Source organism: Anaerococcus tetradius ATCC 35098 (assembly GCF_000159095.1).
GTDB classification, from domain to species: Bacteria; Bacillota; Clostridia; order Tissierellales; family Peptoniphilaceae; genus Anaerococcus; species Anaerococcus tetradius.
This window is the reverse complement of sequence record NZ_GG666297.1, coordinates 176,378-198,497: the sequence shown is the minus strand read 5'-3', so window position 1 is coordinate 198,497 and position 22,120 is coordinate 176,378. Positions and strand designations below refer to the sequence as shown.

The 22,120-nt window shown below is 34.6% G+C and carries 14 protein-coding genes and 1 pseudogene; 4 read left to right on the top strand and 11 right to left on the bottom strand.

Annotated features, from left to right (window positions below; translation table 11 throughout):
- Positions 1-206: 206 nt before the first annotated feature.
- The gene (locus tag HMPREF0077_RS06245; protein ID WP_004837151.1) at positions 207-1,376 is read left to right on the top strand and encodes a carcinine hydrolase/isopenicillin-N N-acyltransferase family protein; all 1,170 of its coding nucleotides are present in this window, start codon (positions 207-209) and stop codon (positions 1,374-1,376) included.
- A gap of 532 nt (positions 1,377-1,908) precedes the next feature.
- Here HMPREF0077_RS06245 and HMPREF0077_RS06235 read toward each other — a convergent pair.
- From HMPREF0077_RS06235 to HMPREF0077_RS06220, 4 genes are all read right to left on the bottom strand, one after another.
- The gene (locus HMPREF0077_RS06235) at positions 1,909-3,198 is read right to left on the bottom strand and encodes a ClC family H(+)/Cl(-) exchange transporter (protein ID WP_004837149.1); all 1,290 of its coding nucleotides are present in this window, start codon (positions 3,196-3,198) and stop codon (positions 1,909-1,911) included.
- A gap of 455 nt (positions 3,199-3,653) precedes the next feature.
- Positions 3,654-7,214 carry a DNA-directed RNA polymerase subunit beta' gene (gene rpoC / locus HMPREF0077_RS06230; RefSeq protein ID WP_004837147.1) on the bottom strand — a complete coding sequence of 1,187 codons (3,561 nt, stop codon included), beginning with the start codon at positions 7,212-7,214 and terminating at the stop codon, positions 3,654-3,656.
- An 8-nt stretch (positions 7,215-7,222) separates the two neighbouring features.
- Positions 7,223-10,930: a DNA-directed RNA polymerase subunit beta gene (rpoB, locus tag HMPREF0077_RS06225; protein ID WP_004837145.1), complete on the bottom strand. Its 3,708-nt coding sequence runs from the start codon at positions 10,928-10,930 to the stop codon at positions 7,223-7,225.
- A gap of 195 nt (positions 10,931-11,125) precedes the next feature.
- On the bottom strand, positions 11,126-11,635 hold the full coding sequence (locus tag HMPREF0077_RS06220) for a nitroreductase family protein (protein WP_004837143.1): 510 nt from the start codon (positions 11,633-11,635) through the stop codon (positions 11,126-11,128).
- A 102-nt stretch (positions 11,636-11,737) separates the two neighbouring features.
- Here HMPREF0077_RS06220 and HMPREF0077_RS06215 point away from each other — a divergent pair, with 102 nt between their 5' ends.
- From HMPREF0077_RS06215 to HMPREF0077_RS10455, 3 genes and pseudogenes are all read left to right on the top strand, one after another.
- Positions 11,738-12,481, top strand: a complete 744-nt coding sequence (locus HMPREF0077_RS06215) for a hypothetical protein (protein WP_004837142.1) — start codon at positions 11,738-11,740, stop codon at positions 12,479-12,481.
- A 68-nt stretch (positions 12,482-12,549) separates the two neighbouring features.
- Positions 12,550-14,451 carry a fructose-bisphosphatase class III gene (locus tag HMPREF0077_RS06210; protein ID WP_040349518.1) on the top strand — a complete coding sequence of 634 codons (1,902 nt, stop codon included), beginning with the start codon at positions 12,550-12,552 and terminating at the stop codon, positions 14,449-14,451.
- Positions 14,452-14,740: 289 nt separating this feature from the next.
- Positions 14,741-14,962 (top strand): annotated as a pseudogene (locus HMPREF0077_RS10455) (transposase); the annotation flags it as partial.
- 49 nt (positions 14,963-15,011) lie between these two features.
- Here the strand turns inward: HMPREF0077_RS10455 and HMPREF0077_RS06205 are convergent.
- From HMPREF0077_RS06205 to HMPREF0077_RS06175, 7 genes are all read right to left on the bottom strand, one after another.
- Positions 15,012-15,566, bottom strand: a complete 555-nt coding sequence (locus tag HMPREF0077_RS06205) for a chromate transporter (protein ID WP_004837140.1) — start codon at positions 15,564-15,566, stop codon at positions 15,012-15,014.
- Positions 15,556-16,119: a chromate transporter gene (locus tag HMPREF0077_RS06200; protein ID WP_040349517.1), complete on the bottom strand. Its 564-nt coding sequence runs from the start codon at positions 16,117-16,119 to the stop codon at positions 15,556-15,558. The genes HMPREF0077_RS06205 and HMPREF0077_RS06200 overlap by 11 nt, the downstream gene beginning before the upstream one ends.
- Before the next feature lie 85 nt (positions 16,120-16,204).
- Entirely contained in the window at positions 16,205-16,900 is a 696-nt protein-coding gene (locus HMPREF0077_RS06195; protein WP_004837137.1) for an aldose epimerase family protein, read from the bottom strand.
- A 93-nt stretch (positions 16,901-16,993) separates the two neighbouring features.
- Entirely contained in the window at positions 16,994-18,124 is a 1,131-nt protein-coding gene (locus tag HMPREF0077_RS06190) for an anaerobic sulfatase maturase (RefSeq protein ID WP_169304254.1), read from the bottom strand.
- 59 nt (positions 18,125-18,183) lie between these two features.
- Positions 18,184-19,638, bottom strand: coding sequence for a sulfatase family protein (locus tag HMPREF0077_RS06185; RefSeq protein WP_004837135.1), 1,455 nt, complete (start codon positions 19,636-19,638; stop codon positions 18,184-18,186).
- Positions 19,631-21,325 carry a solute:sodium symporter family transporter gene (locus HMPREF0077_RS06180; RefSeq protein ID WP_004837134.1) on the bottom strand — a complete coding sequence of 565 codons (1,695 nt, stop codon included), beginning with the start codon at positions 21,323-21,325 and terminating at the stop codon, positions 19,631-19,633. The genes HMPREF0077_RS06185 and HMPREF0077_RS06180 overlap by 8 nt, the downstream gene beginning before the upstream one ends.
- A 267-nt stretch (positions 21,326-21,592) precedes the next feature.
- Positions 21,593-22,117: a peptidylprolyl isomerase gene (locus HMPREF0077_RS06175; RefSeq protein ID WP_004837133.1), complete on the bottom strand. Its 525-nt coding sequence runs from the start codon at positions 22,115-22,117 to the stop codon at positions 21,593-21,595.
- Between the last annotated feature and the right edge of the window lie 3 nt (positions 22,118-22,120).

Sequence of the window (22,120 nt, the reverse complement as noted above, 5' to 3'; positions counted from 1 at the left end):
AACTGACCTCCTTTAGTTAGTTTTTTGGTCTAACTTTTGGGGGTCAGTTCATTCACTTTCCTAGTCTTTTTTATATCTTGGGATTTTTGCAACAGCCACTTTTTTTATATAATCTATATTATATATTATTGCATTACATATTTGTTTGTTCTATATAATATGATAAAATATAATCATCTAGTTTTCAAAACTAGATTGGAGGTTATATGAAAAAAGGAAAAAATATTTTAAAATTTATATTAATTATCCCTGTAATTCTAATACTAGCTATAGTATTAGTATGGAGAAATGAAATTTTTACTATTATGAGCATTAAAGAAATTATGCCAGAAGATAAAAATCACTCAGATGGTAAAGTATTGACAATTGATGCCAAAGGCGACTATTATCTTGACGACCTACTTAAACAAGGTGGAGTTAAATCGGATAAAGAATTAATCAATTTTTTAACCCGAAAAATCACTAAGGGTCTTTTTAAACTGTCAATTGAAGAATCAAATATTGGTTGTTCTTCTTATACAGCAAGTCTTGCTGATGGTGATAATATATTTGCTAGAAATTATGATATGAAAACAACGCACATAGCACTTGTACATACTAAACCATCAAAAGGTAGGTATGAATCAATTTCCACTGTAGATTTATCATTTTTGGGTGTCAAAGCTGAAGATAATCCAAATACATTAAAGAGTAAATTTAATATGCTAGCTGCAGCCTACACTCCACTAGATGGAATTAATGAGAAAGGCTTATCTGTAGGAATCTATATGTCTTACCAAGGACCTTCAAAAGAAGATTATCCAACTGACCAGAATACAGACAAAGATGATATAACATCTACAATTCTTCTAAGACTTATGCTTGATAAGGCTAAAACTGTAGAAGAAGCAATCGAAATTGCAAAGTCTTATGATATGCACGATTCTGCAGGTTCCTCTTTCCATTATATGGTTGCGGATGCAAGTGGAAATAGTGCAATTTTAGAATACATTGGCAAGTCTGATAAAACAGATACTGATGGTTCAAAAAGAGAATTAAACGTTATATATAACGATAAAAATAAGAACAAAAAAGGACAGGTAGTTACTAATTTCATTGTATCAAAAAACTACTATGATAATGATGATACAAAATTTGGACTTGATAGGTATGAACTCATAAATAAAGAACTTACAAATAAAAATTTTATTTTAGATGATGAAAATCACGCCATGGATATATTAGCAAAAGTTGGAAGAAGAAATTGGGATAATAAAGATAAAAATACAATCACTACCCATTCAGTTATTTATAACATGAACAAGTTAGAATCATATCTTGTTGCCAATGAGCACTTTGGTGATAAAAATTATGTATATAGATTTAAATTCAAATAAAAAGATGTGCAAATTGTCCTAAACACTAAATAAGGTGGCCCCATAAAGTTGACCTAATATCAGAGTTAGAACTAAACTAGCTCTGATATTAAGACTGTGGACCATTTTTCGGTTGACATTTACAAACCCATCTTGTTATCATTGATAGATTGTTTATCTTTAATTCATTTGCTAGGCCTTGATCGGACATTTCTCTTGTTAAATTCAAATTTACAACATTTAACTTAGATTCCAAAGTGTATTGTGTATTTTCTCTCTTTACTTTAAGTCATTCATAGCCTTGTCATTTGTATGCATTTAACTGTCTTTTTAATATTTCATGGTGAGAAATATTATACTTTTATGCTAAATTATTAAAGCTTATATTTCCTTTCAAATATTCGTTTACAATTCTCATTTTAAATTCGGTGCTATATTTTGCCATTAAAAAACTGACCTCCTTTAGTTAGTTTTCAATGTCTAACTTTTGGTGGCCAGTTCACTTGGGACTTTTGCAACTGTCCCTTTTTATTTGTCCTTATACTAGTGCTTTTTATTTGACTAATAGCTCGTATAAGTGCTCGTAGAATGGTTTAGATTTCATGATTTCTGCAAGGCTATAGGCAACTAGGCTTACTATGGATATTCCTAGTAGGTAATTGAAGGCTCCTCCTGTCATTTCTAGGACTAAAATTATTGCTGTTATAGGCGTTCTTACTATGGCAGAGAAATGACCACACATACCAAGAATACTAAAAATTAGTATATAGGATGGATCTAGTAAGCCGAGACAGACTAGGCTTGTCGCAAAGATATTTCCTACTAGAGATCCAATTACCAACAAGGGAACAAGACTTCCTCCAGGAACTCCAAGACCAAAGGCTAGGGCAAGGAGAAGGATTTTTGCAAAATAGAAAAATATCAGACAAGCTAGGCTAGGATTTCCTGATATAGGAAGGAAAATAAAATGCTCGCTTGATGAGAATAATTCTATGTCAATCATGAGGACTATGGCTGTAATTACGAAAGGAAGCATATATTTTATGTAGGGATTGATTTTTATTTTTGCGAAAAATCCCTTCGAACCTATTATACATGAATTGAAAAATACTCCCGATAAGCCAGCTACAAGGCCCAATAGGATTAGTAAGGCAATCATTGATAGGCTCATGACATCAAAGGCAGGTATGTCCTTTAAGGCTGGATTGTTTCCAAAACAAAGATCTGCTGTAATTACTGCTGTAAAGATAGTTATTCCTGTTGATAGAAAGACCTTCCTGTCCGTTTTTTTGAAAATTTCTTCTATGGTAAATAAAACTCCAGAGATGGGAGCATTAAAGGCTACTGCAATTCCTGCTCCAGCAGCTGATCCTATGAAATATTTTTTGTTTTCCCTAGATTTAGTCCTTCTATGAACTATATCGCCCACAAGTCCACCTATTTGAACTGAAGGACCTTCTCTACCGAGTGTAAGACCTATTCCTATGGTAAGGACGCTTGATAGAAATTTCCTGATTAAAGTTTTTTCTGAATCTACATCAAACTTGTCATCAAGCATACCATAGATTATCGGTATACCAGATCCTTTGATATTTGGGTCTTTCTTGGCTAGATAATAAATAAGGCTTCCTACAAGTATAAATAAAACAATAATAAAGATTTTGTAGCTAAAATTTCCCCTGGCTAGGGAAAACAAGAGAAGCATCTTATCTGATAGAAGATGGATGGATTTTTTGAATAAGCCAATCACAAGACCTACCAATATTCCCTGCAAGATAAGAGCAAGTATGCTTGTAAAATCCCCAGTCTTATAAAAATATCTGCGTTTAGATTTATCTGTCATATTTCCTCCTTAGCTTAAATTATATCAGAACTTTCTCTTTCAGTTAAGCAAATATTAAGTTGAATATAAGATTAAGTTCAAATATATGTTACTATGATAGCAAGAAGAAAGAAAGAAAGGACTTTATATGAAATATTTCTTTTTAGATGTAGGCTAGCTAATCTGACCATGGCTTGTTTTTTTCTTATCTTCAAGTACAATTTTTATTTAACTGAAGCTTTTTCTAAAATGATTCATTTACCTAGTCATAAATTTATTTATCAAAAAGGTCGTCTGGGTTTTTTCCTTATTCCAAGTTTTTTAATTTATCCTCACTCTAATAATTTTTTCTATTAAGTCATTGTTCTTATCAAAATTTTATCAGCTTAAAGTTTTTTAAGACAAGTTATAAAAAATCAGGGACTAAATAATATTTTAGACAAGAAAAAGCCCGCATTATATGCGAGCCTTTGTTTTTAGTTTTCCATAGCTTCTTCATTTTCAGCTTCTAGGGCTTCCATGTTCATAGCTATTTGTGCATCTTCTGCTTCTTTGGTTTCATAGTCTATTTCTACATCGTTGTAGGCTTTTAGACCTGTACCGGCAGGGATTAGCTTACCTATGATGATATTTTCTTTTAGTCCCTTGAGGTCGTCTATCTTACCCTTGATTGAAGCATCAGTTAGAACTCTTGTTGTTTCTTGGAAGGATGCAGCTGATAACCAGCTTTCTGTGGCAAGAGATGCCTTGGTGATACCGAGGAGCTCTTGGCTATAGGTGGCTGGATTCTTGCCTTCTTCTGTCATTTTTTCATTTTCTATGTCAACTTCACGTCTGTCTTGAAGGGAACCTGGTAGGAATCTTGTATCTCCTGCCTCATCTATTTTAACCTTCTTGAGCATTTGACGAGCTATGACTTCTATGTGTCTATCGTCTATTTCTACACCTTGAAGTCTATATACTTTTTGTACTTCTTTGGTGATGTAGTCTTGAACACCAACTTTTCCTAATACATTTAAGACATCGTGTGGGTCAAGGGAACCTTCTGTTAGCTGATCTCCCTTTCTTACAATATCTCCGTCTTTTACAAGTATTCTTGATCCGAATGGTATATTGTATTTCTTAGCGAATCCATCGTCTGATAGGATTTCTACGTCTGTCTTCTTTTCATTTTGGATAAGAGTTACGACACCTGAGTTTTCTGCGATGTAGGCAAGTCCTTTTGGTTTTCTTGCTTCGAATAACTCCTCAACCCTTGGAAGACCTTGGGTGATTCCAACGCCTGCTATACCACCGGAGTGGAAGGTTCTCATGGTTAGCTGAGTACCAGGTTCTCCGATTGATTGGGCTGCTATGATTCCTACAGCCTCACCAGCATTGACATGCTTTCCTGTTGCAAGGTTTCTACCATAGCAAGCTGCACATACACCATGTTTGGCCTTACATTCAAGTACAGAACGTAGTTTTACTTCTTTGATTCCTGCATCAATTATCTTATCAGCCATATCTTCGTCTATTAGCTCGTTTTTGTGAACTATGACTTCGCCATTTTCATCTTTGATTTCTTCGAAAGATGTTCTACCGATAATTCTTGTTTGTAGGTTTTCTATAAGCTCATTGCCGTCCTTAAACTCGTGGGCTATAACATAACCATCTGTATGACAATCATCTTCTGTAACTATTACGTCTTGAGAGATATCTACCATTCTTCTTGTTAGGTAACCTGAATCGGCAGTTCTTAGGGCGGTATCTGTTAGACCCTTACGAGAACCGTGGGTTGAAATAAAGTACTCTTGTACTGAAAGTCCTTCCCTAAAGTTAGCCTTGATTGGGATTTCTATGATTTTACCATCGGCCTGACTCATAAGTCCACGCATACCACCAAGCTGTCTGATTTGGTTTGTAGAACCACGGGCACCTGAATCAGCAAAGATTTTGATGTTGTTATCTGATTTAAGTTCTGTAAGAAGGGCATCAGTTACAAGGTTTGTAGTCTTACCCCAAATGTCTATAACTTTTTCATATCTTTCTTGATCTGTTATAAGACCTCTTCTATAGAGTTTATCATATCTGTCTACTTCAGCATCAGCCTTAGCAATGAGATCCCATTTTTCTTTAGGGATATTTACGTCTGACATGGATACAGTTAAACCTGATAGGGTTGAGTATTTGTAACCTGTTTGTTTGATGTAGTCTAATACTTCGGCAGTTTTTATATTGCCATGCTTTCTAAAGCATTTATCTACTATGTCCTTTAAGGTTCCTGAATCAACAATTGTGTCTATTTCTAGAGAGTATGGATCTTCTTTTCTATTTACATAACCTAAGTCTTGTGGAATACCTTGATTGTAAATAAATCTACCTACAGATGATGTTACAATCTTACCTGGATCTTCCTTAGTCTTCTTAACTCTTACCTTGACCTTGCTTTGGAATTCAACATAACCTGCTTCTAGGGCCTTCATCATCTCATCAATTGATTCGAAGGTCATATTCTCTCCCTTGGCACCATCTTTTATGGTTGTTAGATAATAAGCACCAAGTACCATATCCTGAGAAGGGGTTGTAATTGGCTTACCATCTTTTAGACCAAGGATGTTGTTGGTTGACATCATTAGTAGTCTTGCTTCGATTTGAGCCTCATTTGATAGTGGCAAGTGGATAGCCATTTGGTCACCATCGAAGTCCGCATTGAAGGCGTTACAAGCTAGCGGATGTAGCTTAATTGCCTTACCTGCTACAAGCTTTGGTTCGAAGGCTTGGATACCTAGTCTGTGAAGAGTAGGGGCACGGTTTAGTAAAACTGGGTGATCTTTGATTACTTCTTCAAGGATTTCGTAAACTCTTGGGTCTTTTTTCTCTACCATTTTCTTTGCAGACTTGAGATTGTGGGCCATACCACAATCAACAACCTTGTTCATAATAAATGGTTTGAAAAGCTCAAGGGCCATTTCTTGAGGAAGACCGCATTGGTTGAATTTAAGGTCAGGTCCTACTACGATTACTGAACGACCTGAATAGTCAACTCTCTTACCAAGAAGGTTTTGTCTGAATCTTCCGCTTTTACCCTTTAATAGGTCAGATAGGGACTTCATGTTTCTATTTGATGCACCAGTTACAGCACGTCCACGTCTTCCGTTATCTATTAGGGCATCGACAGCTTCTTGGAGCATTCTTTTCTCATTACGAACTATAATTTCTGGTGCTCCAATATCAAGAAGTCTTTTTAGTCTGTTATTTCTGTTTATTACTCTTCTATATAAATCGTTAAGGTCACTGGTTGCAAATCTTCCACCTTCAAGTTGAACCATAGGTCTTAGTTCTGGTGGCATTACTGGAAGGACATCTAGAATCATCCATTCTGGTTTATTGCCACTTGTTAGAAAGGCATCAACTACTTCTAGTCTTCTAGAAACTCTTACCTTCTTTTGTCCAGTTGACTCATCAAGCTCTTTTAGGAGAAGTTCGTATTCTCTTTTTAGGTCAATATTAGAGAGGAGTTCTTTTACAGCTTCTGCTCCCATAGCTGCCTTAAATTCTGTATCATCTGGATAAGCTTCTATTACGTCTTGATATTCATTTTCAGATATCTCTTGCTTTTCCATAAGGTCTGTTGAACCTGGGTTGATTACGACATATGAAGCAAAGTATAAAATCTTTTCTAGGACTCTTGGACTCATGTCAAGGAGAAGTCCCATCTTTGATGGAATTCCCTTGAAGTACCAAATGTGGCTTACAGGAGCTGCTAGCTCAATGTGACCCATTCTCTCACGACGTACTTTGGATTTAGTTACTTCTACCCCACACTTTTCACAAACTACACCCTTGTAGCGGATTCTCTTGTACTTCCCACAAGAGCACTCGTAGTCCTTGGTTGGTCCAAATATTTTTTCACAGAAAAGTCCGTCCTTCTCTGGTTTTAGGGTTCTATAGTTGATAGTCTCAGGCTTTTTTACTTCGCCATGAGACCATGATCTGATTTTTTCAGGGGATGCGATTTTCATCCTCATCCCATCAAATTGGTTTAATTCGCTCATTTATACCCCTATTCTTCTATCATTTCGCTAGCTTCGTCTGTATCTTCTTCTGAAGAAGCTTTCTCAGCGTTTGAATTATCCTTATTTAAAGCTCTAGTTAGGCTTTTGATTTTTGATGCGTCGATTTTATCAACTTGAGAGAATCTATCTTGCTCGTCTATATTTTCCTTTAGCTCGATTACCTCACCTTCACTATCCAATAGCTCAACATCTAGGGCTAGGGATTGAAGTTCTTTTACAAGAACCTTGAAGGATTCAGGTGTACCTGGTTCAGGAATATTTTCACCCTTTACAATTGATTCGTAAGTCTTAACTCTTCCTGTAACATCGTCAGATTTTACAGTTAGAATTTCTTGGAGGGTATGGCTTGCACCGTAGGCTTCTAGGGCCCAAACTTCCATCTCTCCGAATCTTTGACCACCGAATTGTGCCTTACCACCAAGAGGTTGTTGGGTTACTAGTGAGTAAGGTCCGATAGATCTTGCGTGGATCTTCTCTTCAACCATGTGGTGGAGTTTTAGCATGTACATTACTCCGACGGTTACTGGATTTTCGAAAGGAAGTCCAGTTCTACCATCACGAAGGGTAATCTTACCTGTCTTATTGACGTAAGGAGCAACCTTCTTAGCTTCTTCTAGAACTTCTTCGATTTCTGTATCGAGAGCTCCGTCGAATACTGGAGTTGCAATCTTCCAACCCATTGTCCTTGCTGCAAGACCCATGTGAACTTCAAGAACTTGTCCAAGGTTCATACGGCTTGGGATACCAAGTGGGTTTAGGCAGATTTGAAGTGGAGTTCCATCTGGTAAAAATGGCATATCTTCTCTAGGAAGGATTCTTGAAACGACACCCTTGTTACCGTGACGACCACACATCTTATCTCCTACCATAATCTTTCTTTTGGCAGCGACATAGACTCTTATTACTTTATTTACACCTGGAGCGAGTTCATCTCCATCTTTTTTGTTATATTCTTTAACATCTACTACGATTCCGCTTTCTCCATGAGGAACCTTGAGTGATGTATCTCTTACTTCACGAGCTTTTTCACCAAAGATTGCCCTTAGAAGTCTTTCTTCTGGTGATAATTCTGTTTCACCCTTAGGGGAAACTTTTCCTACTAGGATATCTCCACTCTTAACTTCAGCACCGATTCTTATGATTCCATTTTCGTCAAGGTCTTTTTTCATATCCTCTCCGACATTTGGAATATCCTTAGTGATTTCTTCTGCACCTAGCTTTGTTTCTCTAGCTTCGCACTCATGCTCTTCTATGTGAACTGATGTTAGGACATCATCCATAACAAGCTCCTCGTTAAGGAGCATAGCATCCTCGAAGTTGTAACCTTCCCAAGTTGTAAAGGCTATAAGGATGTTCTTACCTAGGGCAAGCTCACCATTTTCTGTTGATGGACCATCTGCAAGGATTTCATTAGCCTCAACCCTATCTCCTTTTTTTACAATTGGTCTTTGGTTGATGGTTGTTCCTTGGTTGGCTCTTTCAAATTTCAATAATTCATAATCTTCAATTTTGCCATCAGAATCTCTTTTTACCTTGATGTGCTCATCGCCTACATAGACTACTTCACCCTTTGACTTAGAAAGTACACATACACCAGAATCTTTTGCAGCCCTATGCTCTATACCTGTCGCTACAATTGGTGCTTCAGATTTGATAAGAGGAACTGCTTGCCTTTGCATGTTGGCACCCATGAGGGCACGAGTAGAGTCGTCGTTTTCAAGGAAAGGTATTAGACTTGCTCCTACTGATACAATCTGTTGAGGAGATACGTCCATGTATTGGATTTTCTCTCTTGGATATATATCATTTTCTCCCTTAATACCACGTCCTGATACTCTAGCATTTACGAATCTATTGTCGCTATCAAGAGGTTCGTTGGCTTGGGCTATGATGAAGTCATCTTCGATATCTGCTGTTAGATAGTCGATTTCGTCAGTTACATATCCACCTTCCTTAACTAATCTGTAAGGTGTTTCTATAAATCCATACTTATTAACTCTAGCATAGGTTGTAAGAGATGTGATAAGACCGATGTTTGGTCCTTCTGGAGTCTCTATCGGACAAATTCTTCCGTAGTGGGAATCGTGAACGTCACGAACCTCAACTCCCGCCCTATCTCTTGACAAACCACCTGGTCCTAGGGCTGATAGTCTTCTCTTGTGAGTCAACTCACTCATAGGGTTAGTTTGGTCCATGAATTGGGATAATTGGGATGAACCAAAGAATTCTTTGATTACTGCTGTTACAGGCTTGATATTGATTAGGCCTTGAGGGGTTGCAAGATCTGGGTCTTGGGTTGTCATTCTTTCACGAACAACTCTTTCCATCCTAGCAAGTCCTACCCTAAATTGATTTTGTAATAGCTCTCCTACTCCCCTAACACGTCTATTGCCTAAGTGGTCGATATCATCTACATGGCCTATTCCCTCAAAGAGGTTGAATTGGTAATTTACAATAGCAAGTATATCTGACTTAGTAATGTGTTTTGGGCAAAGTTCCTTTTTCCTTCTTTCCATAAGAGTCTTAATCTCATCAATGCTCGCAGCCTCTTCAATTATCTCTTTCATAACTGGGAAGTAAACTTTTTCGCTAAAGTCATCAACATTAATATCAAGATCTTTTAGCTCATCAAAAGCGTTAATGTCGACAAAGTTATTGCCAACAACTCTTAAAATCTTATCTTCTTCAGAATAATCATCTTTCTTTATAACATCAACTGTTACTATGCCTGCATTTTCTATAGCGTTAGCAATCTCTTCTGTAATTAATTCTCCAGCAGATACAAAAAGCTCTCCTGTTTCAGCATCAATCACATCGTCTTTTGCTCTAAGACCAGCTATCCTGTTAGCTAGGGCAAGTTTTAGATTGTATTTATATCTTCCTACCTTAGCAAGGTCATACCTTCTATCGTCGAATAAGAGATTGTTGATTAAGTTTGTTGCAGACTCAACGCTTGCAGGATCTCCTGGCTTTAGTTTTCTGTAAATTTCAATTAAAGCTTCTTCGGCTGTCTCTGAATTTTCCTTCTCTAGGGTATTTCTCAAATGCTCGGTATCTCCGATAGCATTTATAATTTCTTCATCACTTTCAAACAAAAGTGCACGAACAAGGGTAGTAGCTGGAAGTTTTCTAGTCCTATCAAGTCTAACATTGACAGTGTGGCTTGCGTCAGTATCAAACTCAATCCATGCACCACGGTTAGGGATGACAGTAGAAGAGTACATCTTATCTCCGCTCTTGTCAGTTTCTTCAGCATAATACACACCTGGAGATCTAACTAACTGGCTTACTATAACTCTTTCAGCACCGTTAATTACAAAAGTAGCAGAATCTGTCATCATTGGGAAGTCTCCCATGAATACTTCTTGTTCCTTAACTTCTTCTGTCTCCTTATTTATAAGTCTTGCCTTAACCTTAAGATCTCTAGCATAAGTTGCATCCTTATATTTTGATTCTTTAACAGAATATTTTGTTTCATCGTCGAATTCATAGCCAATAAATTCAAGAATAAGGTTGCCATTGTAGTCTTCGATTGGTGAAATATCTTCTAATATTTCTCCAAGACCTTCTTTTAGGAACCATTCATATGAATCTTTTTGGACTTTTAGTAAATTTGGTAAATCTAATACTTGAGGAAACTTGGAAAAACTTTTTCTCTTAGTTCTTCCAAACATTTGTTCATGGAATTGGGCCATTAATCATTACTCCTTGTCTGTTTCGTAAGCTTTTCTCTGTCTAGAAAGCCCCTAGAAATAACTTCATAAAAAATAAAAAAATCTCGATTTATAGATTTCTAGCAATTGTTAATTATACCATATTATAATCAACTCTTCAAGTCCTTAGTCGAGATTTTCCTTTCTTCTTCTCAATTTTTTCTTTATTATATATTATTAGACTATGTAATTAGTCTTTATGTGGTGGTTTTTAATCTGTGCGTCGCCATCAGCATAACCTACAATAAGTCCGCTTATCGGATAAAAACCAGTATCAAGGTCAAGGTCTTTGATATAGGAGGCTTCTTTACCCAAGGCGTTTACTGAGCCTCTAATGTAGCAAGAAGCTAGACCCATTTCGGTGGCCTTTAGGCAAATATGCTCTATCACACAGCCCGCATCTTCATAAGCTGCACTAGTATCCTTGCTTGATGAAAATATTATAAACAAAGGCGCCTCGTAGAGGGGATTCTTGTCCTTATGAGTTTTTTCTTGATACTCTTTTACGAATCTTTCCATTAGAGATTTATCTTTAATAACGCTTAGCCTACACTCTCCATAAGCTCCGTTAGCAATCGGCGCCTTGTAGGCAGCATCCAAGAGCTTTTCGATTTCTTCATCAGTTGGCATATCTTTTTTATATGATCTTGCCGAATATCTTTTGTCCAAGACTTCATCAAATAGCATAAGAACCTCCTTGACTTAAACAAATCTTTGGGCTTATTATACTTCAATAAAAGATATAAACAAATCGATAATTTATGCTATAATAATATAAATGGAGGCAATATGAAAACAACTACAAGACTACTAACTTTTATAGGTGGACTATTTAGGTCTGTCATTACAATTTTATTTTTATTCGCAACTATTTTTGCAGGCTTTGTAGATAAGAAACTTTTGGCAGGCTTTTTGGATATAGTAGGCTTTTCGCCAATATCCCTAGGTTTTGTTAAGCCAATTGCAATAATTATCCTAATCTGTGGCTTTTTCTTAAATTTTAAAGTTACAAGAAATATTTTTCAATCTGGAAAAACTGGAGAGAAGTTCTTGTCCAATATTTTCTTTGCATGTTTCTTTATAATAATAGATTTGCTTATTCTTCTATTCATAAGGGAAAGATTAATCTATATCCCCCTTGTTCTAAACGCCCTAATAATTTTAGCATCAATTATGGGTATCTATAATAAATCTAGGGGAGCCTATCACAGTGGAAATTCTGATGAAGAAATGAAAAAGATTCAAGATGCTAATAAGGAAAAAATAAAAGAGAAAAAAATAGATATAAATAAAGCTCCTAAGCTAAGAAAAATAGAAGCTACTAGCAAAAGAAATACCCTTGCAAATAGTGAAGATGAGCCAAAGCTTTACTCCCTAAATTTTGCAAGTGAGAAAAAAGAAGAGGCTAAGCTCGACAATGCAAAAGAAGATTCTAATCCTAGTAAAGAAGAAAAGAGCACTTTAACTATAAACAAGCTAGAAGAAAAATCTTCAAACGAAAATATTATAGAAGAAGAAAAAAAGGATGAGTAATTTCATTCTTTTTCTTTGAAATTTCCTACTAATGGGTATATAGCAAGTAAGAAGAAATGAGGGGAAATATGGACAACAATTATTTAAAACTATTAAAAGACATCTATCCAAGCAAATCAGCTATCAAAGATGAGTTGATTTCTCTTAACTCGAAGCTCTATCTTCCTAAGGGGACTGAGTATTTTTTCTCTGATATCCATGGAGAAAGCCAAGCCTTCCTCCACCTCCTAAGGTCTGCTTCAGGAAATATTAGAGATAAAATCAAAAAGTTCTATGGGGATACCTTAATCCAAGAGGACCAAGACCAACTAGCGGAGCTTATCTATGATCCAAGCTATGTTATCAAAGAGTTTTCCGAAAACGATTTATTAACTGAGGACTTTCTAACAATCACCATTCACAGGCTAATCAATCTCTTTAGATTTGTATCTACCAAATATCCTAAAGCCTATGTAAAAAGCAAGTTTACCGGCTCCTACACCAATATTATTGACGAGCTTTTATATACCAACGATTCAGAGTTCAACAAAAAGGAATACTATGAATCTCTTATTGCAAATATTGTAAAATACAATTCTGCCAAGGAGTTTATAATCTCTCTAGCAAAACTCATCCAAAGAGTCTCAGTTGATAAGCTTCACATAGTTGGAGATATTTACGATAGGGGCCCTTCCCCACACATAATTATGGACGAGTTACTTGGCTTTCCTAATGTAGATATCCAATGGGGCAATCACGACATAGCCTGGATGGGGGCAGCTAGTGGCAATGAGGCTTTGATAGCTGCTTGTGTTGCGAATGCCATCTCTTATAATAATTTCGACATGCTAGAAGATGGCTATGGGATAAATCTTAGACCCCTTTATGAATTTGCCATCCACACCTACAAGAATGATCCTTGTAAGCTTTTCATGCCAAAAATTTTTGACAGAAATATTTATGACAATGTCAGTGGCGAAGTTGCTGCTAAAATGTATAAGGCAATTTCTATCATAAGATTTAAACTTGACGGCGCCCTCATAAATAGAAATCCTGAATTTAATGTAGATGATAGAAACTTCCTCAAATTTGTCGATTTTGAGAAGATGACCTACAAAAATGTCCCAATGAAGGATACAAATTTCCCAACTATAGATCCAAAGAACCCACTAAAGCTTAGCGATTCAGAAAAGTTTATAATAGATATCCTAAAGAGCGATTTTACCAAGGGCAACAGACTTAACCGCCATATGAGATTCTTATACAAGAATGGATCTATGTACAAAACAGAAAATGGATCTCTCCTCTTTCATGGTTGCATACCTCTTACAGAAGATGGCAAATTCAAGGAAGTAAAGATTAAGGGCAAGACATATACTGGCAGAAAATTAATGGATGCCTTCGATAAAATAGCAAGAGACGCCTACTTTACCGACTCTCTCTTTGCCAAGGATGTGATGTGGTATCTGATAAATGGTAAATATTCACCAATTTTCGGCAAGAGTCAATACTCATATTTTGAAAATATCTTTGTAGATGACAAGGACTTAAAAAAAGAAGTCTTTAACCCTTATTACAAGCTTTGTGATAAGGAAGAGATTGTAGATATGATCCTAGACGAATTCGAAATCAAAAACGAAAGAAGAAGGATAATTAATGGCCACGTTCCAGTAAAGGCAAACAAGGGTGATAACCCAATCAAGGCTAATGGTAAGCTCTATGTGATTGATGGCGGAATCTCCAAACCTTATCAGGCAAAAACAGGAATCGCTGGTTATACTCTCATGTTTAACTCCCACCATGTAGCCCTCGCCGAGCATAAGTCTTACGAATCAATAACAGATAAGGTATCAAGCTACACACCAAATATCAAAGAAGTAGAAATCCTCTTGCCAAGGATGCTAAAGAAAGATACGGACGAAGGCAGAGATATTAGAGAAAAAATTAAAGTTCTAGAAAAACTTCTAGAAATGTACGATAGCACTAACTAAACTAAAAAAGGGGCTGTTGCAGAATGAATAAATCGTACCATTATCGTTAGAAGAACCTCCACGGAAAGTCTCACCTTGCCGACGGGCTAAATGCCTCCATCAGCCGGCAGGCACTAATATGCCCACCGGCAAGGAGAGGTAAAATTTCCTAAGAGAACCTTCTAACGATGGTACGATGATTATTCATAGTTTTGCAACAAACCCTTTTTTGTTTTGCACTCTTTCGTTCGCTCAACTTACTAAATTTAACAGAAAGAAATTTCAAAACTCATTAAAAACCTTAGATTAAGGATTTGGAGATGCCTTTGCATATTTAGCTAATGATACAATTCATAGTAGACTTAGGTCAACTAACTGCTTAGAAAGACTAAATGAAGAAGTTAGAAGACGTGAAAAAGTAATTAGAATATTTCCTAACGAAGATTCAGATATTCGCTTAATAGGTGCAATCCTCATTGATATCAATCAGGATTGGATAACATCTTCTAAATTGTATATTAGAATTAAATAGCAAATATTGTACTAGTAAATTTACACAATATTATGGACTTGACTTATCACTAGCTAACAAAACCTAAAATCAAATACAAACAACCACTTGCAACCATGACCTTAATAGGGTCATAGTTTTTTTTATTCATGATTATAAACGCTCCTATAAATAAGCCTAGCATTTTAAAGTCAAGGTTTGCTATTGATATGAAGTTTACATCAAATAGGGCAGTTTTGAGTATATCAAGGCCAGCTATTAGGATCATCACAACAATGGCAGGTCTTAAAAATTTTAGGACTTCTGTCATCAAATCCAAGTCCTTGTACTTTTTATAAAAATATGAAAGGGCGCCAACTATTATGGCTGATGGCAAAATACAACCAATTGTTGCAGCAAGACTTCCCGGAAAACCTGCAACTCTTTGGCCTACAAAGGTCGCTGAATTTAGGGCGATTGGACCTGGGGTCATCTGGCTAATGGTAATTAGGTCGTTAAATTCACTTACACCCAACCACCCATTTTGAGTAACTACTTCCTGTTGGATGAGGGGAAGGGCTGCATAGCCTCCTCCAAAGGAGAAGAGTCCGATTTTTAAAAAACTTATAAATAATTTAACTAACATGTCCCCTCCTTTTTGTAAGGGCATTTAAAAGGCCAAGTAAAATTAGACCAGCAATTATATAAACTATATTTACCTTCAAAAAATATCCCAAGATGAAGGCAAGTACCATAATTACTGGCACAAATTTTGACTTACTCTTAAGAAGATCCTTGCCCATATCATAGGAAACCTTAAAAATCAGGGCAGCAATAGCCCCCTGCATTCCCTTTAAAAATCTCGCTATATAATAATTTGCGATAAAGGCTTGGTAAAACATTGAAATTATCGAAATAATTACCAATGGTGGGATGGCCGTACCCAAAATTGCCACAAGCATTCCAAGAAGTCCCCCAGTTTCATAGCCAACAACTATTGACGCGTTTATAGCAACTGCTCCCGGAGCTGACTGGGCAATAGCAGTCATATCAAGCATCTGGTCCTTGTCTATCCACTTTAATTTATCTACAAATGTATCTTTCATCAAGGTCAATATCACGTAGCCTCCACCAAAGGTAAAGGCTGATAGGTATAGGGTTGATTTAAAAATTCGCCATAATTTATTTTTCTTTTCCATAGATTTTCTACACTCTATCCCCCAAAATTTTAACATTTATACTTAATATGTAAGCTTAATCATCTAATTTGTATACAGTAAAATTTTAATCAATCTTTATAGAAAATTGTGCTTTAAATTCTTCCTTAACATTTAAAATATATGGATCATTTTTTTCTTTTGTAAATGAATTTCCATTAAAAGTTGGTTCTATACATATATAATTCTCTATAAAATCAGACCATATTGTGAAAACATTAAAATTATCTGTTAATATTTTCACTTCAATTTCACCTGTTCTAAAATTTATCTCATTACTTTTTACAAATATTGTTTTTCTTAAATCATCATGATTTAAATCCACTCCATCAATAAAGAAATTATTATCATAATAAAAATATGGATGGAAGCCAGGTGCCACCAAGAAATTATTATTTGATGTATTTTTTAAAGTCAGTTTTACATCAAACTTATTCTTATCCAGTGAATATTCTATCAATGAGTTCATCCCTTCATATCCAAAATGTCCATCCAAAGCCAATATAATTCTATTTTGATCTTCTTCAATGATTTCCCAAACTAAATCTCTTCCATAACCGTGAACCATCAATTTATTTATCTCACTGACTCCAAATTGTGGCAAACATGGATGCATCCCACCCCTTGGTTTCTGGATTCCATCAATATCAACTGTAAATCTAGGGTAAAAGATATTTTTTTCGCCAAAACAAAACTCATCAATAAAAGCTCCATTTATATTTATCACAACTTTAAGAATATCATTTCTAATAATTTTTTTCATAAAAATATAAAACCTCTCTATCCAAAAATACAAAACAATAAAATATTTACCTAAAGTAAATAACTCATTGTATATTACAAAATATTATTTAAATTAATTCGCTTTTACTTTTCTTTCCTTCAGAATAATATCTTTTAATTCAATGAGTTTTCCATAATTCCTTTTAAAAAAGTAATAATAACTTTCACAATAGATATTCAGATTTTCATTGTTTCTATACCTTCTACATCCATTCCTACATATTAATAAATATTCACATGACTTACATTGTTCTGGAATATTTATAGAACTAATTATAAATTCTTTAGATTTTTTGGAAAGAATAATATCCTCTAAAGCATTATTATTAATATTTCCTAAACGCCAAGCATCTAAAATATAAAAATCGCAAGGATAAATTGAACCATCTGCCTCCATTACAAGGGTTATATCGCACTTACCTTGAGCATCGCAAGATTCTGGAGTTATGCCCATTAATATCATGATCAGATTTTCAAAATATCTAATTGAATAATAATTTTTATTTTTAATATCCTCATACCATAAATTAAACAGTTCATCTAGAAACTGGCCAAAATGTTTTGTATCCATATATTGGTATTGACCCACTTTTTTTATAGGTTCAATTGATGGAGTAAATTGCATGTAATAAAAGTCACTATCTTTATAAAACTTATATATCTCACTAACACTATCTACAATTTCGTTTGTTACAACGGTTAAAATATTAAATTGCACCTTATTTTTCTTAAGTAAATCAATTGCATCTAAGACCTTTTCAAATGTTCCACTCTTATTTTTATCCATCCTATATTTATCATGGGTATTTTTTATTCCATCAAGTGAAACTCCAACTAGGTAGTTTGAACTATAAAAATATTCAGCCCATTCTTGGTTAAGTAAAATACCGTTAGTTTGTATAGAGTAATTTACTTTTATTTTATTTTTATTGTATTTTTTGACTATTTTTTCAAATACCTTATAGAATTCTATCCCAATCAACATTGGTTCACCACCTTGAAAAAGAAATGAAACACTTTCTGTCACAAGGTTAAAAATTTTCATAAGGAAGATATCTATAGTTGAAATTGATATAAATCCATAATCAAACACTTCTCTATTTGCTGATTCATCATAATAAAAACAATACTCACACTTAATATTACAGTTTGAAGATGCCGGTTTTATTAGTACACTTATATTTTTCATTTTTAAATCTAACATTTTGCCACCTTCTATCATAATATCCCTCGAAAAAATTTCCGAGGGATATTATTTTTTTATTAAAGTTCTAAGATAATTCTATATAGCCAGTTTTCTAAAGGATCAGAGATTCTAAGCATTTCATCGTGCATTTCTTCTAAAAGCTCTCTTTTTATGTCTTTATATTCATCATTATAGAACAAATTATTTAACTCATCCGGATCATTCTTTACATCATATAACTCGCATAAATCAGATGCATTAAATACTAATTTATAATCTTTCCTATGCCACATTCTTTGCTCAAAATATACAAAATGGCCTGCTAATTGAGATAAAACACCTTTTCTATCATTATTTGCCTTATCCCTTATGATTGGTAAAATTGATTCACATTCAAATTCTTCAGGAATTTTCTTACCTGATATATCATATGCTGTCGCAGTTAAATCATGTAAATATACTAAATTATCATTAACTGCAGACTTATTTTTAGAATTAACATCTTTAACTATCATAGGAATCTTATATGTTGTGTCAAACATAAATTCACCCTTTTCAATCATCCTATGAGCTCCCATGGCATCACCATGATCTGCAGTTATTACTAAAAATGTATTGTCATATAAATTATTTTCTTTTAAATAATCTATGAAATCTCCAATGGCGTCATCAATTAGTGTAATATAACCCCAATATTTTGATATAACTTCTTTCCATCTAGCCTCGCTTGCTTCCCACATTCCCCACATCTTTGAAATTGATTTATAGTGACCAGGTTTGCCAACTAAAGGTTTGAAGAAACTATCATCCAATATAATATCATCAGGATTATACATTGAATAGTATGGTTCAGGAACAATACATGGTGTATGTGGACCCCAAAAATTTATCCATCCAAAAAATGGTTTAGATAATTCTGTAGATTCTTTTACATATTTTTTCGCTTCATCAATTATGAAGTAAGGTATTGTTTCATTTTTAGTTCCAGATAATAATCCACACAACTCCTGTACTCTCAAATGAGGATTATCTCCAAAGTAAGCTTTTGAAACCTCAGGAATTTCATAGTCATTTTCAATTAACCATTCCTTATACCTATTGCTAACTCGAGTTGGTGGCTGATCAAAAACTAAATTTTTATATACGCCACTTCCCGGATATCCATAACCATCGAAATTATGTCCTTTTATATCATAATCTTTTGGGATTGATTTTGTTCCCACATGCCATTTGCCTGTAATAAACTTATAATGTTCATCTAATAGATTCATTATATTTGGTTTATCTTTATCTATCTCTCCAGAACCACCTTTTTCCCCGTTTCTGATAATACCATGAGTTGATGGCATAAGACCTGTAAATAAAGATGTCCTTGCCGGTCCACAAACAGAGGCTGGTGTATATGCGTTAGTAAATTTTATACCTTCGCTTGCCACTTTATCAATATTTGGAGTTTTAACTATATCATGTCCGTATGTTCCCAACATATCCAGACGTATTTGATCCAATAAAATATATACTATATTATTCATGAATAGCAGTCCTTTTTGTTTTACTTATAAAAAATATAATTATCGCTATTTCTATAACTATATATCCAATCAATACATTTAATGGTTTTCCAGCTTCTGATGCTAATCCAATTGGAGATAGTAATGCATATAGTGCAATTAAACTTAACACAACTGTTGAAATTAATAAATTGATATACTTCCATTCGCACAAATCTACTCCAGATTTATTATCAGTTGAGGCTTCGTAAGGGGTATCTTTTCCCCAAATTTTACCTAAAAGTAGCATAGATATGACATCAAATACAAATAGTCCGCCCATTACGTGTTGGAAGTTCAAACTAACTTTAAATACCCACACTAAACTAAAATATAGTAATATGTGTAAGCCTACAGTTATGTTAGCGGCTTTTGATGATACTGTTTTGTTGAATATTCCGACTACAAATAAAGCAACTATTGGAATATTGAAGAATCCAGCAAATCTTTTTGTAAATAAGAATACACCATCTGATCCATACATCAATAAAGGAGCTATAAACATTGTAATAATTGCCATTATTGCTGATACTTTTTTAGCTAGTTTTATTAAATCTTTATCCTCTCTTTTCTTCTTACTTACCATTGGTAATAAGTCGTTGCAAAATATAGTAGCTGCCGAATTCAGAAATGAATTAAATGTTGATAAAACAGCACCAAATAAACCGGCTACAAAAAATCCTTGTAAATATTTTGGCATGACTTCATTTACTAATGTTGGGTAAGATAAGTCCATATTTTTAATGCCATCTCCAAAAATATGAAATGCTATTAATCCTGGTAAATTCAATATTAATGGTAGTAACAACAAGAAGAATGCTGCTATAACTATTCCCTTTTGACCTGAAGCTAAATCTTTGGCTCCCATAGTTCTCTGAACTATAGCTTGGTTAGTTGTCCAGTAAAATAAATTAACTATAAATATACCTGTGAATATTGCTGTCCATGGCACTGCGTCAGTTGCACTTCCTATAGCATTAAACTTTTCAATATGTGATGATGTTATAACATCTATACCTTGAAGTAAATTACCACTTCCTAAGTATTTTAATCCAAAGTAAGGTACTAATAAGGCACCAATTACTAATATTACAGCATTTACAGTATCAGATACGGCAACTGCTTTTAGTCCACCAAATATTGCATATATAGCACCAACTAAACCTATAGCCCATACAGTTATCCACATTGCTTGAGCATAATCTAATCCAAATTGTTCCAAATTAAATATTTGATTGAAAGCTATCGCACCTGTATATAATGCTACTGGTATTGAAATGAATATATAGAAAAATAAAAATAAAGTTGACATTACAAGTCTAGTAGATCTTGCGTACCTATTTTCAAAAAATTCTGGGATAGTTGTATATCCTTCCCTAAGATATTTAGGTAGTAAAACCTTTGCTAATATACATAAAGGAATTACAGACTGTACTGTCCAAGCAATAATTGAAAAATTGCCTACATATGTATTTGCATTGACTCCTATCATCTGTTCTGTTGATAAAGAGGTTAATACCATTGAGCAAGCTATTACAAATGCACCTAAACCCCTTCCCGCTAAAAAATAACCCTTTGATGTTGATAGATCGTCATCTTTGGTTCTAATCCAAGAAATTAACGATACCAACCCCGTAACAACCAAAAATACTATAACTGTTTGTAACATAATATCCTCCTTATATAGTTATTTAGTATTTTAAACAGTAACTTTGTTGCAAGAAAACTTATACTACAATTTTAAAGTTTTAGAAAAAATTTCAAAAACTTTAAAAACGATTTCCTATACACAAGTGGTAACTACCATTTATTTAATTATAGAAAATAATGTCATCATTGTCAAATATTTTTTGAAATCTTTAACAAAATATTTATTTATCGTCTCGTTTTCCTAGAAATTACCCACACTAAAACCAGGATTGCTCCTGGTCTTTTTTTACATTTTAACTACTTCTGGATATTCCTTACCAAAGGTTTCTACGCTTGCTTGTTTGATTCTTACGTCTTCTTTTGGTCTATCTTGTCTGTCAGTTTTGCTTGCTGCTATCTTATCTACCACGTCCATGCCTTCGATTACCTTACCAAAGCCTGCATATTGTCCGTCTAGGTGTGGGCTATCTTGGTGCATGATGAAAAATTGGCTGCCTGCTGAATCTGGCATGAAGCTCCTTGCCATGGATAGGACTCCTCTTTCGTGTTTTAAATCATTTTTAAAACCATTCATGTTAAATTCACCCTTTATTGCATAGCCTGGGCCTCCCATACCTGTGCCTTGTGGGTCACCACCTTGGATCATAAAGTTTTTTATAACCCTATGGAAAATTAGGCCATCGTAAAAGCCCTTTTTAATTAGGGAAATAAAGTTATTTACAGTGTTTGGTGCTATATCTGGATAGAGTTCTGCCTTTATTATATCGCCATTTTCCATTTCTATTGTTACTATTGGATTTTTGCTTTCCATATT